We start from the raw sequence: 16,917 nt of genomic DNA, 5'->3' as shown, positions 1-16,917 counted from the left end.
CCTGGGTGGCGACCGCCACCCAGGAACCGGGCCCTTCGGGTCGTGCCGGGGCCGTGCCGGACACTTCCTAGCTGAGCGGCTCCACCCACACGTTCCGGTAGCGGATCTTGCTGCCGTGGTCCTGGAGGCGGATCGCCCCCGCCGTCGGGTCCTCGGCCGCCCCACCGCCGGTCGGGCCGTCGACGGCCACGTCGTCGTGGACGGTGACGCCGTTCCACACCACGGTGATCCGGGCGTCCTCCGTCTTGGCCCCCGAGTCGTCGTAGCGGGCGGCCCGGAAGGTGATGTCGTACGTCTGCCAGGTCTCCGGGGCCGTGGCGGCGTTCTCGTCCGGGGCCTTCTTGGTGTAGACCGCCCCGGCCTCGTCGTCGGCGAGCGTGGTGTCGCCGTAGGAGTCGAGGATCTGCACCTCGTAGCGTTCCTGGAGGTACACACCGCTGTTGGCGCGGTCCTGGCCCGTCACGTCCGGCGGCAGCTCCGGCAGCCAGAACTCGACGTGCGCGCGGAAGTCCTGGAAGCCCTGCTTGGTGCGCAGGTCCCCGCCGGCGATCTCCATCTCCTCACCGCTCACCGGCCATTCGGGGGTGCGGCCGTCCGGATGCTGCCAGGCCGCCTGGTCCGTCCCGTCGAAGAGCGGGATACGGGCGCCCTCCGGATGGACGGTGATCATGTCCAGGTTCACGTGGCCGGTGTCACCGTCGTCGTAGGAGTAGGCCACGGTGTTGCGGCCCTCGCGTAACTCCAGCTGCTCCGTCACGGTCGACCAGGTCTTCCAGTCGGTGGTGGAGGCCAGCTTCACCTGCCGCACCTTGGTGCCGTTGACGTGGAGGCTCACCGTCTTGGTGCCGGGGGCCGGGTCCGGTCCGTTGGCGTAGCGCAGCGCCACGTCGTACGTCCCCGCCTTCGGCGCCTGGACGTCGAAGGCGACCGCCGCGCCCTGCTCACCGAAGTTGTCGACGAAGCCGCCGCCCGAGTGGCCCGCGTGTTCGGTGTCGACGCCCGCACCGCCGGTGAGGGTGGCCTCCTCCGCCTCGTACTGGGTGGCCGGAGGCTGGTCGCCCGGCAGGGAGTTGAGGGTGTACCAGGCCTCGGTGCTCCACAGTTCCGTGCCCTCGGCCGAGCTGAAGGGGCGCGGCGAGCGGACGTGGACGACGCGGTTGGCCTTGAGGCCGGGGATGGACAGGGTGACCTTCTTGCCGTCCTCGGAGAGGGTGGCCTCGCTGACGCCGAGGCTCTCCTCGTCGATCTTGGGGCCGCCGTACTCCGCCGTCGGGGCGTACGCCCACTGCTCGACCTGGTAGCTCTCCGCCAGCTTCGCTGCCGTCTCCTCGGAGAGCGGCTCGGTGTACTCCAGCTCGAAACCGCCCGGCTTCGCCCGCATCGCCAGGATGTCGAACGCCTCGTCACCGCTGGGGGAGAGCTTCTGGAGGCCGTAGGTCAGCTTGCCCTCCTGGCCCCAGTTGCCGCCCGCGCCGAGCCCGCCGGCGTAGATCGCGCCGTCCGGGCCCATGCTGATCCGGTTGACGCCTGCCTCCAGGCCCTGGGTGAGGCGGAAGACCGCGCCCTGGTACTCGCCGTCGACCTTCTCCAGGTACGCGCGCTGGATCCCGCCGTACGTGACGTCCCCGAACAGCATCTGCCCGGCGAACCGTCCTTCCGTCAACTGCAGGGGTGTGCTAGGGGAGTTGGCTATCTCGTTCTGCGGCAGCCACAGCACCGGCTTGGTGACCGGGTTGGCGTCGAAGGGGCCCGACGGGTTGGTGTAGTGGTTGAAGAAGCGGTCCTGCTTGATGTGGAGCAGCTTCGAGGAGGGCAGCCAGCCCCCCTGGTTGTCCAGGACGAACATGTCGCCCTCGGGGCCCCAGCCGATGCCGTTGGGGGTGCGCAGGCCCCCGGCGATGTAGCTGACCTCGCCGGTCTCCTTGTCCACCTTGATGGTCGAGCCGCGGTTCTCGGCCGGCTGCGGGTCCGTGGTCGCTCCGCCCAGGTCGATCGCGACGGAGAGATTGAGGTAGAAGGCGCCGTCCCGGTAGAGCAGGCCGAAGGCGAACTCGTGGAAGTTCCCGCCGTACGGCCAGGTCGCCACCGTCCGCTGCTCGTCACTCACGTCGTCGCCGTCGGTGTCGGTGAGCTCGGTGAGTTCGTGCTTCTGGGAGACGTACAGCTTGCCGTCGACGGCCTTGATGCCCATGGGCTCCTTGAGCCCCTCGGCCACCTTCTTGGCCGTCACCTCGTCCGGACCTGTCTCGCCCTGGACGTTGTCGAGGAGGTAGACCTCGCCGGTCGTGTTGTCGGTGCCGCCCCACGTGGTCACGGCGAGCCGGCCGTCCGGCAGCCAGTCCATCGCGCTGACCTGCGGTTCGAAGCCCTCGGGGCGCAGGTCGGTGAGCTCGTAGTCCGGATGCACCTCGGTGAGCGGAAGGCCGTCGCCGGGGGAGTCGAGGGCGCCCTCGCACTCCTTGCGGCCGGGCGCGGTGACCCGTACGACGTCGGCGTCGGTGCTCAGCACGGAGTCGGGGACGACGGCGAAGCCGTCGGCGCCCGGTGGCTTCCACTCCAGGGTGAGCTGCTGGTCGTTGGCCCGGTCGAAGTGGTCGATGCGGAGCGCGTGCGGGCCCTCCGCCAGTTCCACGGAGCCGTCCTCGGGCTCGGCGCCGTGCAGCCCGTCGTGGTCGATGACGGTGTCCCCGCCGATCAGCAGCCGCGAACCGTCGTCACTGGTCAGCCGGAAGTCGTACGTACCGCTCTCGGGAACGGTGAGGTTGGCTGTGACCTCCGAGACGAAGTGGTCGGCGAAGCCGAAGTCGTCCTGCGAGCTCCAGTCGATCCGAGGCATCAGCTTGTCGACGTTGGGCGTCTGACCGGCCTTGATGGAGCACAGCTCGTCGAGGGGGACCTGCACGTCGAAGACGCGCAGGGTGACGCCTGGTTCCTGGGGCGGAAGCTCGTCCCGCGGTCCGGGTGCGGCGGTGGCCGGCGCGGCGGCGAACGCGCCGACGAGGAACGTGGAGACCACCAGGCCGGTGAGGTGTCTGCGGTAACGGTGGAACGGCCGTAAGAGCATTCTTCCTCCTGGCCCCTCGCGGTGAGGGGCACGTCGCGGCGGTGGGTGGGGCCACCCGACGCCCGGGGGTGAACGTTCGGCTCGTGCGAGATGGCAGCCTCCTTGCGGGCCGAAGCTCCGGTGGCTGCGCCGAGAACAGTAGGAGGCTTCCCTCGGCGCCGTCCATACTTCGTCACCAGAGTGTTCAAAGTGCGCCGGTAATCATGGAAAGTCGTCCGGCCTCCGGTTGGGCGGAGCATCCGGCGGGGAGCGGCGATTCCGGCCGGCGCGGCGATCCGGCTCGTGGCTCCGACGTCCCCGGCGAGCCTCCAGCTCGCAGCAGTCCGCCAGGCTGTCCTCGGTGACGTGGACGTCGAGCGGTGCGGGCAGCGGTGCGGGGGCGATCCGCTTCAGTAGCCCTTGCGCAGGATGCGGGTCACCGAGGCGCCGTCAGCGGGCGTGAACGGTCCTGTCACCTGGCGGCCGAGCGCGAGCGCGAGCCGACCCGCCCGCAGGTCGACCACGGACTCCACCAGCTGGGCCAGGCACTCCACCGCGGTCCGCCCCCGCCACCAGGCCACCGCCCAGGTGGCGGCACCGACCAGGGCGCCGGGCCACCACCAGATTCCCAGGACGAGGTAGAGCGTCCCCCAGGCCGCGCAGCGGGCGGCGCCGGTGAAGTCCGCCTGCGCGCAGCTCAGCGGGGTGCGGACCTCCTCGCCCAGGGTCAGCCAGATGCGTGGCCACACCGTGGCCAGATCCAGGTCGTAGGCGGTCCGTACCCGCTCCTCCACGGCCAGCACACGGTCCCCCATCCAGGTGGGAAGCCGTGGTTCGGTCAACGCGATCCGGTCGCGGGCCGCCGCCAGCGCCGCGGTGTCGGGCAGCGCCGCCGGGGCGCGGGTACCCAGCAGGACGCGGGCCTTGGCGCGCAGCCCGTCCTCGTACCGCCGGGCCGCCACCCGCCACGCGCGCACGCGTCGCCGGGTCAGCGGCGCTCCGGCCCGGCCCCACGGACCGGTCCACAGCCGGGCCACCAGTTCCCCCAGGGCGCGTACGAACGCCGAGACGGCCACCGCCGCCACGATCGTCCCGACGGCGAGCAGCAGCAGCGTTCCCCCGGAGCGGCCCGCCTGGGAGGCGGCGAACCGGTCCACCGTGTCCCGCAGGGCGCCGTGGTCGAGCGCGTGCCCGTGGCCGAGTCCGGCTCCCGCCACGACCGCGCACACGAACACCACACCCGGCAGCATCAGCCCGGCGAGCCACCGCTCCGCCAGCTTCCCGCCCAGGGAGGTGAGGAACGCGGTCACCGGTCTGTCCGGGGACGCGGATGCCGACTGCGCGAGCCGTCGGCGCCGGGCGCGAGGCGGTCCGTGCGGAACCGGCGCAGCGGGCACGCCCACACCGCGCACAGGGGGCGCGCCGCCTCCCCCGGCCGCGGGATCTCCACACGGTCGCACAGGCCGGCGGGGCAGACGTACACCTCCTCCAGCGGTCGGCCCGGCCCGAGGCCGGGCAGCGACTGGTACGCGGTGGCCCCGGGGTCCGCCTCACCCCGGCCCACCGAGCCGCCGCCGACCAGCCCGTGACGGCGCATCAGGTCCTCCAGGCGCGCCAGTTCCGCCAGAATCCGCTCCTCCGGCACATCCGGTGCCCGCAGCCGGGCCAGCGCCTCGTCGGCCTCGGGACCGATAAGCGCCGCGGCCTCGACCAAGTCGTCGCACATACGTGATAGTTGAGCCGTGGTGGCGTCCCCGAGACGCCGGGCCGGGTCCTCGCGTCGGATCATGTGCTTCTCATCATCCCCTCCACCGGCGGCGGACCCGCCAGGACCAAGCGCGGCAGGCACCGACGCGTGCGCCGCCAGCGTAGTGGCGCCGGGCGCCGCCGGACGAGACCAGGAGAGAGCATGCGTCACGACTCGGTCAGCGCACGACACCTGGCGGCCGTCGAACTGCTCCAGCAGTACCTGAGAACCGGTGAACGGGCCCCACTGGAGCAGGCGGAGCCCCTGCTGCGCGAGGTGCTCCCGCACGTCGTCGCCGAGGCGCGGCCCGGCATCCTGCAGAACCTCGCGGCGATCGCCATGCTGCGCCGGCGGCTCGGCGGCGACCGGCGCCACGCCGAGGAGGCGGTGGCGCTGATGCGGACCGCCCTCGACGAGGCCCCGGACGATCCGGAGCTGGCCGCGATGTGCCTGGCGACCCTCGCCGACGCCCTGTACCACCACGGGGGGACGGACGAACTGGACGAGTCCGTAGGGACGTACCGCCGCTTGCTCACCGCCGCCGACCGCCCCGCCCGGCCCGAGGAGCTCGCGGGCGCCGCGGAGGTGCTCCGCGCCCGCCACCGAGCACGCGGTGACCGCGCGGACCTGGCCGAGGCCCTGGAGCTGTACGGCCGGGCCGCCTCCCTGGTCCCGCCCACGGACCCGCGCCGGCCGGAGTGGCTGCTGACCCGCGCCGAGGGGCTGGACCACCAGGACGCCGACGGGACGGACGGCTCGCCCGGGCCGGGGGAGCGGGTGGCCGCCTGGCGAGCCGCCTCGGCCGCCCACCCCGAGCCGGACCCCTGCCACGCGCAGGCCCTCGCCGGCCTCGGAGTCGCCCTGCTCGCCCGGTACGAGGAGGCCAGGGCGGCACAGGACCTCGAAGAGGCGGTGATGGTGCTGGAGCGTGCCTGCCACCGCACCTCGCCCGAGGCGGACGAAGCGGTCGGGCGCGCGGTCGCCCTCGCCGACGCGGTGATCGCCCGCGCCGCCCGGCTGGGCCGGACCGGCGGACTCGACTCCGTGCTCCTCCTGCTGGACACGGTCGTCGCCCACCGGCCCGCACAGGACTGGGGCCGGGCGGCCCTGCTGGCGACGGCCGGTCAGGTGTGCCGTACCCGATTCGGCCTCGACGAAGACCCCGCCGCCCTCCAACTGGCCGTGCGCCGGGGACGCGAGGCACTCGCCGCCGTGGCCGGCGACCGGACCAACCTGGTGCCCGCGCTCGGAGGACTCGCCGCCGCGCTGCGCCTGCGCCACGGGCTGGACCGCGAACGGGCGGACCTGGACGAGGCGATCGACCTGCTCCAGCGGGCATGGGCGATATCGGAGGGAAGCCACCGCGTTCCCACGGCCGTCGCGCTCGCCGGATGTCTGCTCGACAGGGCGGAGGGCACCCGCCACGCCGCGGACGCCCGGGCCGCGCTGGAGGTGCTGACCGCCGTGCCGGCGGCCTCGACGAGTGTGCCGCCCGTACTGCTCAACAGCCTGGGCAACACGCTGATGAGCGTGTACCACAGGACCGGCGAACTCGACCTGCTCGCCCGGGCCGCGCAGGCGTTCGGGGCCATGCGGGACGCCCTGCCGCCCAGCCACCCCGACCAGCCGGTGGCCGCGGCCAGCCTCGCCGTCGTCCTGGAACACACGCACCGGCGCACCGGGAGCCGGGAGGCGCTGGACCACGCGGTGGGGTACCACCGTCGCGCCCTCGCCCTGTGTCCGGGCGGGCCGAGCGCCCGCCGCCCCTACGTCGACGGTCTGGCCTACGCCTTGCGCAAGCGGTACGACGCCCTCGCCGACCGTGCCGACCTGCACGAGGGCATCGAACTGCTGGAGGAGGCGCTGGCCGCCTTCCCCACCGGACACCCCGAGCAGATGGCGACCCGGGTCTCCCTGGTGCAGGCGTTGCGGGCCGAGCATCAGCACACGGGTGACGCCTCGCTCCTGCGGCGCGCGGCCGAGGTCGCGGCCGAGGCGGCGGGCGTACGGGCGGTGCCCGTCCACCGCCGCGTCGAGGTGCACGCCCTGCACGGTCACGCCCTCGCCGGACTCGCCGACTGGCGCGGGGCGGCCGACGCCCTGGCCGAGGCCGTGGCGCTCCTCCCGCGCCTCGCCTCCCGCGACCGTCTCCGCGTCGACCAGCACCACGACCTGGCCGGCACCTCCGGGGCGGCCACCTCGGCCGCCGCCTGCGCCCTCCTCGCCGGACAGCCCGAACGGGCGCTGGAACTGCTGGAGCAGGGGCGCGGCGTGCTGCTCGGCCGCCGCACCGTCCCCGGCGCGGGACTGGCCGCGCTCCGGCGGACGGACCCGGAGGCGGCCCGTGCGTACCTGCGGCTGCGGCGCGAGGCGGACGCGCCCGAACCACCCGCCCGCGCCCACGGCCTCACGGCGAGAGGCACCCCCCGGGACAGGGAGGCGGAGTGGGACCGGCTGATCGCCCACATCCGCTCCCTGCCCGGCCTGGCCGACTTCCTCCGTCCGGCGCGGGCGGCCGATCTGCTGGCCGCCGTCGGCGACGAACCCGTCGTGCTGGTATTGCCCACCCGGTACCGCAGCGACGCGCTCATCCTGCGCCGGGGGCGGCTCGACGTACTGCCGTTGCCCCGACTGGACTTCGAGGAGGCCGCGGCCAACGCCACGCTCCTGGCGGAGGCGGTCCGCCGCGCCCACGACCCGCGGGCGGGGGTGCGTGACCGGCTGGCCGCGCAGGAGGCCGTGCGCGGTCTCCTCGACTGGCTGTGGCGGACCACCACCGGGCCCGTCCTGCACCGGCTCGGCCACGGACCCCACCGGGAGGGCCGGCCCTGGCCGCGGCTGTGGTGGTGTCCCACCGGCCCGATGGCGTTCCTCCCCCTGCACGCCGCCCAGTCCTCCGACGGGGAGGGCGTCTTGGACCGGGTGGTCTCCTCCTACACCCCCACCGTCGAGGCGCTGCTACGCACCCGGTCCGGGCCCGCCGCCCCGTCCGGCGCCGTCCGCTCCTGCGTGGTGGCCATGGCGCGTACGCCCGGCGGGCACCGTGACCTCCCGGCGGCGGACGCCGAGGCGGAGATCGCCGCGGCGGCACTGCCCGGTGCGCGCGTCACGGCCGGAGCCCTCGCCACCCGGGAACGCGTCCTCGCGGGCCTCGCCGCCGCCGACCACGCCCACATCGTCTGCCACGCCGTCGCCGAACGCGAGGACCCGGCCGAGAGCCGGCTGCTCGTCCACGACCATGCCGACCGGCCGCTGACCGTGGCCGACCTCTCCGCGCTCGCCCTCGACCACGCCGGCCTGGCCTTCCTGTCGGCGTGCTCCACCACCCGCAGCTCGCCCGGGCTGGCCGACGAGGCCGTGCACATCACCGGGGCCTTCCAGCTCGCCGGGTACCGCCACGTCGTGGGCACCCTGTGGGAGGTGGACGACGCCGCCTCCCTGGAGATCGTGCGCCACTTCTACGCCAGCCGCGCCGTGGAGGGCCCGGCCGCCTCACTGCACGAGGCGGTGCGCGAGTTGCGGAGGCGCTACCCCTTGACGCCCACCCTGTGGGCGGCCCACCTGCACACCGGTCCGTGAGCCGCAGCGCCTCCCGGTCCGTCAGCCGCCGCCCGCCCTGATCACGGCCAGCGACCGCCGCATCGCGTCGGTGTCGGGATGCTCGGGCCCCAGTGTCCGCTCCATGCCCGCGAGGCAGGCCCGGCCCTCGCGCACCGCGCGCTTCCGCTCTCCGGACGCGGCCAGCCAGTCGGCGAGTTGGGCATGGGCGTGCAGCGTCGCCGGATGGTCCGCCCCCACGGTCCTGGCGTAACCGGCGACCGTCTCCGCGAGCAGCGGCACACCCTCCGCGAGCCGTCCCGCCCGGCGCAGTACATCCGCCAGACCGTGCCGGGCGTGCAGCGTCGCCGCCGCGTCCGGCCCGAGCGCCCGCTCCGCGTCGGCCACCAGCGACCGGGAATCCGCCAGCACCTCTTCCGCCCGGCCCACACCCAGCAACGCCGTGATGTGGTTGCTGCGCGCCTGGACGGCACGCTCCGACACCGGCCCCTCGGCCCGGACGATCGCCTCCTCCGCCTGTGCGCAGACCTGTTCGGCCTCCTTGGAGAGCCCCAGGCCGTGCAGCACGCTGGAGAGCACCGTCAGAGCCGCCCCGGTGGCCGGAGCGCCCGGCCCCTGGGTCCGCCGCAGCCGGGCCACCACGTCCTGCAGCACCTCTCTGGCCTCCGCCGGCCGTCCGGTCCTCACCAGCGTCTCGGCGAGGTTGGCACCACTGGTCAGGGTGTCCTGGTCGTCCGGGCCCAGCACACGCCGCCGCGCGGAGTGGACCGCGCGCTGCACCTCGCAGGCCTCCTCGTACGAACCGCGCGTCCACAGGGCGAAGGCCAGGCTGTGACCGGTGGCCAAGGCGTCCGGGTGGTCCGCGCCGAGGGCCGACCGGCGCCCGGCCAACACGTCGCGGTAGACCTCGACGGCGTCGTCGAAGAGGCCGTCCTCCATCAGCCGCCGTGCGTAAGCCGTGCCGCGTTCCCACGTCGCCGGGTCGGTGGGGCCAAGCTCCTGCAGGGCCTGTGCGTACAGCAGTGCCATGGACATGGCGGCTCCCAGGGACACGTCGATCACGACCGTCCCGTCCTGCTTGGTGAACGAGGTGACGGTGAACGGCTTCTCCCGGTCACCGCTTCCGTCGCCCCCGCCCCGCCGTCCGGCTTTCCGCCTCCTGAACCAGCGTGATCCATTCCCGCCCATGGCCCTCCCCCGTCCTTCGCCCGACCGTTGCCGGCGCCGCGTGCCTCTTCCCTTACCCATCCGGCGCGCATCCGGCACAGGGAGGCTCGCGCATACCGCGGCCCGACGGTCGACGCGCGCGCCAGGGCAGTTGCCCAGTGAGCCGTCCTCCCTCGCCGCGTCGGGATACGGCCGGTCTGCCGGAAGGGGATGTCGGTACGCGACGTTAGGTTCTGTCCCGAAGGCCGGCATCCCGGCGGCCACCGCGGTGAAAGGGCGCCTCGATGGAGAGGGAACACACGGAGAACGGGCTGCGCTGGATGACCGATGCCTACAGCGCCGGCTTCACGCTCACCCTCGGCGAGGGCCTCTCGCCGTACGAACTCCTGACCGGACGGGTACCGGGTCAGCCGTGTGGGCCGGCTTGCGCGGACGCTGCCGCGCGGGCGGCTTCGGCGGCCAGCCGGATGGCGAGGGCGCGGGCCAGCAGGACGGGACGGCCCGCGGCCTCCGCGGCGGCGCGGCGCATCGATTCCGTGTAGCCGATGCAGTCCAGGACGATCCAGCGGCTGCCGGTCCCGGCGAGGCGACGGGCCGCGGCCGCTGCCTGGGCGGGCGCGTCCGGTGCGTACGGGTCGCCCGGCTCCGCGCGTACCCGGCCGGGCAGCAGTGCCGACCACCGTCGCTCGACGTCCTCGCGCTGGTCGGGCAGCGGGCACACGATGCCGACCGCGTCCTCGCCGGTGAGGGCGCGCACGCCGTGCTGGACGAGGGGTTCGGCGTACAGCAGGGGGCGGCGCGCGGGCACGGGTGGGAAGTTGCCCGTGCACAGCAGCAGCGTCGCCGCCGCGCCGTCCGCCTCGCACCGTGCGACGGCGTCCCGCATGCGCGGGGCGAGCGCGCGGTGGCCCAGCAGGACGGGGGTGCCGTCGCGCAGCCGCGAGACGAGCGGTGGCTCCCCGGGTTCGGGGGCCAGCGCGGTGCGCGTCGCCCCCCCTTCTCCGCCGTCGAACACGTCCTCGTCGAGGGCCCCGTGCTCGTACCGTTCCAGACCGCCGAGCCAGGGTTCGACGTCTGCGGCCAGGTCGGCCCTGGGGGCCTGCCCGATGGTCACCATTCCGAGGCCTGTCGTCCCCATGGCTTCAGCGTCTCCTTGTCTCACACGGCCTTGTAGATCTGACTCACGTCATGCAGAGAACTGCCCGCCACCAGGCCGGCGCCGACCAGGGCCAGATCGTTGTCGGCGTCGGGCTGCGCGCTCGCCTCGGCCAGTGGGGTCTTGCTGCCGCGTGCCTTCCAGCGGGAGTACGCGACGCGGACGGCGAGGGCCGCCAGCACCAGCCACCCCGCCTGCGGAGTGGCGACGAGCAGGCCGGTCGCCAGGAGCACGCCCATCTGGCGGGAGGAGCCGCCGAAGAACTGGATCAGCGCGCCGGGAATCGCCCACAGCACCATCATCGTCAGGGCGTGCGTGTCGGTGAGGCCCGCCTTGATCGTGTCGACGTACACCTGAGCGACGGGCGGCACCCGGCCGTCCGCGAAGAACGGCTTCCAGGCGATCATGACGACCACGATGGCGACGGCGAACCCGACGAGCTGCGCGATGTACTGCTGGCGGCGGCCCGCCATCTCGTACGGATGCCACGGCAGGGCCCCCTTGCGCAGCAGCCACCCGGCCTTGAAGTCGAAACCGACATCCGCGAAAGCCGGTCCCGTGGAGGCGGCGTACCCCACCAGCAGGGCGAGCGGCACCATCGGGATGCCGAGGACGAGCCCCAGGATCAGGAAGATCAGCGTGACCGCGAAGGCGGGGAACCAGCCCGAGTGCATCGCGGCCAGCCCCACGATGAGCTGGTGGACCAGCGCGGCGGCGCCGGCCAGCAGCACCCACCCCACCAGGCCCCACCCGCTCATGTCGGAGACCACGCCACCCATCAGGGCGATGAGCAGGGCGCCCGCCACGAACAGGACGAAGCCTTCCAGCAGTCCGCGCCGCAGACGGCCCCTGTCGACCGTGCGGGTCTCCTCGTCGAAGACGTCCGCCTCCGCCCCGCTCCGCCGCGGTGCCGCTTCCCGGGAACCCGACTTGCGGTCCCGCATCATCAGCACCGCCTGCACCAGGGCGACGAGCCCGGCGCCGATCATGACGCCGTGCGGCACATAGTTCGCGCCCAGGTCGGTGTGGAAGAGACCCGGCGCGTACTGCGCGACCAGCAGACCGACGCCGAACATCAGCAGCGCCCAGATGTTGCCGAGGAAGGCGACGCCGGCCGCGCTCATCGGCAGCTTGAAGAGCGAGCCGACGAACCCGACGACCGCGCTGATCCCCAGCAGCCGGGCCTTTCGGCCGCCCTCGTCACCGGCCTTGATCGTCTCGGCCGCCGCGATACCGGCCGGCCAGGCCGCCGAAGCGGGCAGCAGCTTCGAGTCGAAGACGCGGTAGAGCACCCAGCTGTCGACGAGCAGCCCGATGACCGCGCCGCCGAGCATCGGCCACACCAGGCCGGGCTCGCCGAGGAGGAACGGGACGGCGATCGGGGTGACCAGCGAGTTCGCGGCGGCGAACGTCGACCCCGAGATCGCGGACTGGACGAGGTTCTGGCGGTGCGGGTCACGCATCCTCGTCAGCGCGGCGAAGGAGATGCGCCCGATGAGCATGGCGATCAGCGCGCCGATCACCGACGTGTTGGGCGCGATACCCAGGGTGGTGATCAGCACCAGGCCGATGACCGCGCCGAGCACACTGAGGATCACCGTCAGGATCAGCGTGACGGGTTCCAGCGCTCTGGGGTGGGACCGGGCCTGCGCGGCTTCCGCCGCCGCAGGTGATGTGTCGCTCATGGTGGGGGCTCCGTGCTCAGGGTGGGACCTTCCGGCGGACGTCTCAGTCCTCGGTGGCTCCGACGGTCGACTGCAGGCGGGCCATCGGGCCGTAGAGGGAGACGAGGCGCTCGAACTCCTCCGGGTCGTGGAAACGGACGACTCCTCGTCCGTACTCCTTGGCGGCCTCGACGGCGAAGCGACCCGCCGCCGCGATGTCACCCTCGTGGCTGGCGCCCGTGGCGCAGCCCGCCACGGCGGACTGGGCCGTCAGCGCGAGGCCCACGACGGGCGCGGACGTGGCCACGCAGGGCTGCATGATCGAGTTGATGTGGTGCACCCCGTTGCCGTACGGGGTGATGTCCTGCGTGGTGATGGGCAGCACGTGCGCCGCCTCGCCCGTGACGGTCTCCAGGAGGCCGAGCAGGTCGTCGCTGACCCGCAGGATCCAGCCTTCCTTGACCGTCGGGGACAGGGCGACGCCCCGGTGGTTGAGCAACCGGTTGCCCTTGGTGGTGTCGATGGAGACGACGGCGTCCATGGCCTCGTCGACCTCCTGGCGGTTGCAGTCCAGGATGGAGACGGGCGAGTCCATGAACGGCACCGGGTCGTGCGGGCGGGTCGGCGCGTCGGGGCAGACGTGCGTGCTGAGGATCACGTCCCCCTGGAGCACGTCGCCGCGCCCGTACATGTCGAGCAGCTTGGCGGCGGCCGAGAGCGCGGCGACGGCGCCGTCCGCGTCGGAGACGATGCCGGTGCGCTCCGGGCGGGCGCCGACACCGCCGAGGCGGCCGAGGATGCCGAGCGTGGGGGCGCCGCCGCCCGAACGGGCCCCGTCGCTGCCGGGAACGACGACCTTGACGAAGTCGGTGCCGCCCTTGGGTCCCTCGACGCGGGTCACCGACACCTCGACCTGTTCGAGCACGGCGGCGGGCGTGGAGTGGCCCGCTTCCTTCGCCGCACGGTCGAGCACACCCCGCAGATGGTCGGCGAGCGCGTGTCCGTCGGCCTGGGGGCGGTCGAGGAGTTCGATGACGTCGAGTACGTGCTTGAGCACGGCGGCTCCCTGGGATGCGTAGTGGTGCTGTGCCCGCGCCGGGTGCTTGTCGAAGCGGTGTGGCGCAGGTGGGCTCAGGCTCTCTCCGGCGCGCTCTGAGTGCAACTACTTCTCCATATGCGAGAAGCGAAATCTGTGGGGGTAGAGTGCGGGTGTGACCACCGACCGAGGAGCACCACTCCAGACCGCGGACCGAACCCTGCTGGCCCTGCTCGCCTTCTCCCACGACAGAGAGGAGTGGGGCGTGACCGACCTGGCGGCGGAGTTCGGCTGGGACAAATCGGTGGCCCAGCGGCTGCTCGCCTCCCTCGCCCACCGCGGGTTCCTGGTGTCCGACGCCGTGACCCGCCGCTACCGGCTGGGCCCCGCCGTCTGGCACATGGCCACCGCCTGGGAGCGGCACAGCGGCATGGCCGGCCTCGTCCGCCCCACGCTGCGCCACCTGGCGGCGGCCAGCGGGGTGACCGCGCTGTTCGCCGTCCCCGACGGTACCCACCTGCGCTGCGTCGACTCCGCCGACGGCACCTCCGGCCCCCTGCGTGCCTACCGGCTGGCAGGCGAGCTCTACCCGGGGCACGCCGGCGCCACCTCACGCGCGTACTTCGGGATGCTCGCACCCGGAACACGCGCCGCCCTGCTCTACGGGCGGCCCATGGCCAGCTTCAGCGAGCTGACCGTGACGGACCCGGCGGAAGTGGAGACCCTGATGTCCCGTGTCCCCTCCGACGGCTTCGCCTACTCGCAGGGCGAGTACGACCCGGCGACGGCCGGCCTCGCCGTACCGGTGATGGTGCGCTCCCAGCCCGTCGGCTCCCTCACGCTCGTCGGGCCCCACGATCAACTCGACGACCGGAAGCACGAGTTGCTCGTGCCGCTGCGCTCCGCCGGGGAGTCCCTCGGCGAACTGCTCACCCCGCGCCAGATGCAGGCCCGCCGCCCCGACTCCGCACCGGCCCCCCGCACCTCCCCTCGGAAGGACTGAACCGCCCATGAAGCTGCTTCTGCTCTCCAACTCCGCCGCGCCAGGACACGCCTACCTCGACCACGCCCGCGAAGCCGTCGCGGACCACCTGGCGGGCGTGGAGGAACTGCTGTTCGTCCCGTACGCCCTGGCCGACCACGACGGCTACACCGCGAAGGTCGCCGCCTTCACGGCGGAGCTCGGCATACGGGCGCGCGGGATACACACGGCGGACGACCCGCGCGCGGCAGTCGCACAGGCCCAGGCGGTCTTCGTCGGCGGCGGCAACAGCTTCCGGCTGCTCTCCGCCCTCCAGCGGGCCGGCCTGGTGGACGCGATCAGGCAGCGGGTACGCGCCGGCACGCCCTACATGGGCTCCAGCGCGGGGACCAACATGGCCTGCCCGACCCTGCGCACCACCAACGACATGCCGATCGTCGAGCCCGCGTCCTTCGCCGCGCTGGGCCTGGTCCCCTTCCAGATCAACCCGCACTACCTCGACCCGCACCCCGCCGGCACCCACATGGGCGAGACCCGCGAGGAGCGGCTGACGCAGTTCCTGGAGGAGAACGACGTGCCCGTCCTCGGACTGCGCGAGGGCACCTGGCTGCGCCGGGACGACGACACGCTGACCCTCGGCGGAATCGCGGCAGGCGCACGGCTGTTCACCGCCGGTGCCGAGCCCGTCGAGTACGCGCCGGGCGCCGACCTCAGCACGCTGCTGACCGCGCAGGCGCGCTTCGACAACCGCGCCGCCTGACTCCGCACCGCCGCCGGACGGCGCGGCGCTGTGCGACGGGGCGGGAGCGCCGCGCCCATTGCGGGCCTCCCGCACCTGCGCGCGCACCTGCCACAAGGTACTTCCACGTGCGTGACGTGGTCCTACGCCGTCCCGCCGTCGGCCCGTGCGGCTCCGCCGCTCCCGGACTCCGTCTGGGAGAGCGGGGCCGCGATGTCCTCAAGGCCGCGGCCCTCCGCGTCCACCGCGAGGAAGGCGGCGACGAGACCGGCCGCGCACATCAGTCCGGCGCCGATGCAGAAGGCGAGGGCCGTGTCGCCGGCCACGCCTGACTCGGTGAGGCCGGCGAAGACCAGCGGCCCCGAGATGCCGCCCGCGGCCGTGCCGATCGCGTAGAAGAAGGCGATCGCCATGGCGCGGGTCTCCATCGGGAAGACCTCGGAGACCGTCAGGTACGCGCTGCTCGCGCCCGCCGAGGCGAAGAAGAGCACCACGCACCAGCAGGCGGTGAGGGTCGTCGCGGTGAGCGATCCCCGGTCGAAGAGCCAGGCCGTGCCGAAGAGCAGCAGGCCCGGCAGGAGGTACGTACCGGCGATCATGATGCGGCGGCCGACCGTGTCGAAGAGCTTGCCGAGCAGCAGCGGGCCGAGGAAGTTGCCTGCCGCGATGACGGCGAAGTAGTAGCCGGTGCTTCCGGTGCCGACGTCGTAGAAGGTGGTGAGGATCGCGCCGAAGCCGAAGGTGATGGCGTTGTAGAGGAAGGCCTGGCCGATGAAGAGCGCGAAGCCGAGGACGGCCCGCTTGGGGTAGTGGGCGAACACCGTCTTGGCGATGAGCCCGAAACCGATGCTCTTGCGCTGGTGGACGGTGATCTCCCCGGCCGGAGGAGGCAGTCTCTGGTGCTTCTCCTCCTCCACGTCCTTCTCCACCTCGGAGACCAGCCGCTCCGCCTCGTCACCGTGTCCGTGGATGAACTGCCATCGCGGACTCTCCGGCACGTGCCGGCGCACCAGCAGGATCACCAGGCCGAAGACCACGCCGAGTGCGAAGGTGAGCCGCCAGCCGACGTCCTTCGGGAAGATGTCCGTGTTGAGGGCGACGACCGACAGCAGCGCCCCGCCGACCGCGCCGAGCCAGTAACTGCCGTTGATGATGAGGTCGACCCGCCCCCGGTACTTGGAGGGGATCAGCTCGTCGATCGCCGAGTTGATCGCCGCGTACTCGCCGCCGATGCCGAAGCCGGTCAGGAAGCGGAAGAGGAAGAACCACCAGGGGGCGAAGGAGAGCGCCGTCATCGCGGTCGCGCCGAGATAGACGGCGAGCGTGACCATGAAGAGCTTCCTGCGGCCGAACCGGTCGGTGAGCCGGCCGAAGAAGAGCGCCCCCGAACAGGCCCCCGCGACGTAGAGCGCGGCGCCGATCCCCGTGACCTGCGCCGAGGTGATCGGCAGCCCGGAACCCTCCTCGGAGAGACGGCCGGCGATGTTTCCGACGGTCGTCACTTCCAGACCGTCGAGGATCCAGACCGTGCCGAGACCGATGACGATCATCCAGTGCCAGCGAGACCAGGGCAGCCGGTCGAGCCGTGCCGGTACCGCCGTCGTGATCGTCCCCAGTCCCGAGTCGCCGGGGGCCGAAGCCTCCGCGCCGGGACCGTGCGCTTCGGCGGGCTCGGACATTTCGCTACCTCCTCGTCCAGGACCGGTGAGGGCCGTGGCGCGGCGCCGCCACGCTTCCTCCCCGCACGCTCTGCCGGCCTCCCAGGGTCGCTACTCGCCGAGGTCGCGGACCCGCGCCAGGAACTCGTCGTACCGCATCGTGCGCT

At 73.2% G+C, this 16,917-nt stretch carries 11 protein-coding genes; 3 read left to right on the top strand and 8 right to left on the bottom strand.

Annotated elements, in window-relative coordinates; translation table 11 throughout:
• Nucleotides 1–67: 67 nt before the first annotated feature.
• The 3 genes from ACFWMZ_RS25405 to ACFWMZ_RS25395 form a co-directional block, all read right to left on the bottom strand.
• A complete protein-coding gene (locus ACFWMZ_RS25405; protein ID WP_383204343.1) occupies nucleotides 68–3,064 on the bottom strand; it encodes a family 16 glycoside hydrolase in 2,997 nt (998 codons plus the stop codon).
• Nucleotides 3,065–3,453: 389 nt separating this feature from the next.
• A complete protein-coding gene (locus ACFWMZ_RS25400; protein WP_383204340.1) occupies nucleotides 3,454–4,353 on the bottom strand; it encodes a hypothetical protein in 900 nt (299 codons plus the stop codon).
• Complete coding sequence (locus ACFWMZ_RS25395) at nucleotides 4,350–4,832, bottom strand: hypothetical protein (RefSeq protein WP_383204337.1); 483 nt, start codon at nucleotides 4,830–4,832, stop codon at nucleotides 4,350–4,352. The genes ACFWMZ_RS25400 and ACFWMZ_RS25395 overlap by 4 nt, the downstream gene beginning before the upstream one ends.
• A 120-nt stretch (nucleotides 4,833–4,952) precedes the next feature.
• On the opposite strand from ACFWMZ_RS25395, the gene ACFWMZ_RS25390 reads away from it, so the two are divergent.
• Nucleotides 4,953–8,369 carry a CHAT domain-containing protein gene (locus ACFWMZ_RS25390; RefSeq protein WP_383204334.1) on the top strand — a complete coding sequence of 1,139 codons (3,417 nt, stop codon included), beginning with the start codon at nucleotides 4,953–4,955 and terminating at the stop codon, nucleotides 8,367–8,369.
• Nucleotides 8,370–8,390: 21 nt separating this feature from the next.
• On the opposite strand, the gene ACFWMZ_RS25385 is transcribed toward ACFWMZ_RS25390, so the two are convergent.
• From ACFWMZ_RS25385 to ACFWMZ_RS25370, 4 genes are all read right to left on the bottom strand, one after another.
• Nucleotides 8,391–9,410 (bottom strand): tetratricopeptide repeat protein, encoded by a 1,020-nt coding sequence (locus ACFWMZ_RS25385; protein WP_383204331.1) that lies wholly within the window; start codon nucleotides 9,408–9,410, stop codon nucleotides 8,391–8,393.
• 511 nt (nucleotides 9,411–9,921) lie between these two features.
• Complete coding sequence (locus ACFWMZ_RS25380) at nucleotides 9,922–10,653, bottom strand: AroM family protein (RefSeq protein ID WP_383204329.1); 732 nt, start codon at nucleotides 10,651–10,653, stop codon at nucleotides 9,922–9,924.
• A gap of 20 nt (nucleotides 10,654–10,673) precedes the next feature.
• Nucleotides 10,674–12,356, bottom strand: coding sequence for an OPT/YSL family transporter (locus ACFWMZ_RS25375; RefSeq protein ID WP_383204326.1), 1,683 nt, complete (start codon nucleotides 12,354–12,356; stop codon nucleotides 10,674–10,676).
• A gap of 43 nt (nucleotides 12,357–12,399) precedes the next feature.
• Entirely contained in the window at nucleotides 12,400–13,392 is a 993-nt protein-coding gene (locus ACFWMZ_RS25370) for a DUF1177 domain-containing protein (RefSeq protein ID WP_383204324.1), read from the bottom strand.
• Between the two features lie 154 nt (nucleotides 13,393–13,546).
• Between ACFWMZ_RS25370 and ACFWMZ_RS25365 the strand changes: the two genes are divergently transcribed.
• Nucleotides 13,547–14,374 (top strand): IclR family transcriptional regulator, encoded by an 828-nt coding sequence (locus ACFWMZ_RS25365; RefSeq protein ID WP_383171502.1) that lies wholly within the window; start codon nucleotides 13,547–13,549, stop codon nucleotides 14,372–14,374.
• A 7-nt stretch (nucleotides 14,375–14,381) separates the two neighbouring features.
• Entirely contained in the window at nucleotides 14,382–15,113 is a 732-nt protein-coding gene (gene pepE, locus ACFWMZ_RS25360; protein WP_383204322.1) for a dipeptidase PepE, read from the top strand.
• Between the two features lie 122 nt (nucleotides 15,114–15,235).
• Here pepE and ACFWMZ_RS25355 read toward each other — a convergent pair whose 3' ends face one another.
• On the bottom strand, nucleotides 15,236–16,771 hold the full coding sequence (locus ACFWMZ_RS25355) for an MFS transporter (RefSeq protein WP_383204319.1): 1,536 nt from the start codon (nucleotides 16,769–16,771) through the stop codon (nucleotides 15,236–15,238).
• Between the last annotated feature and the right edge of the window lie 146 nt (nucleotides 16,772–16,917).

Origin of the sequence: Streptomyces sp. NPDC058373, from assembly GCF_042723275.1 — a bacterium.
Classification (GTDB): Bacteria; Actinomycetota; Actinomycetes; order Streptomycetales; family Streptomycetaceae; genus Streptomyces.
Note: the sequence above shows the minus strand (reverse complement) of the source record. Positions and strands in the feature narration are given on the sequence as shown.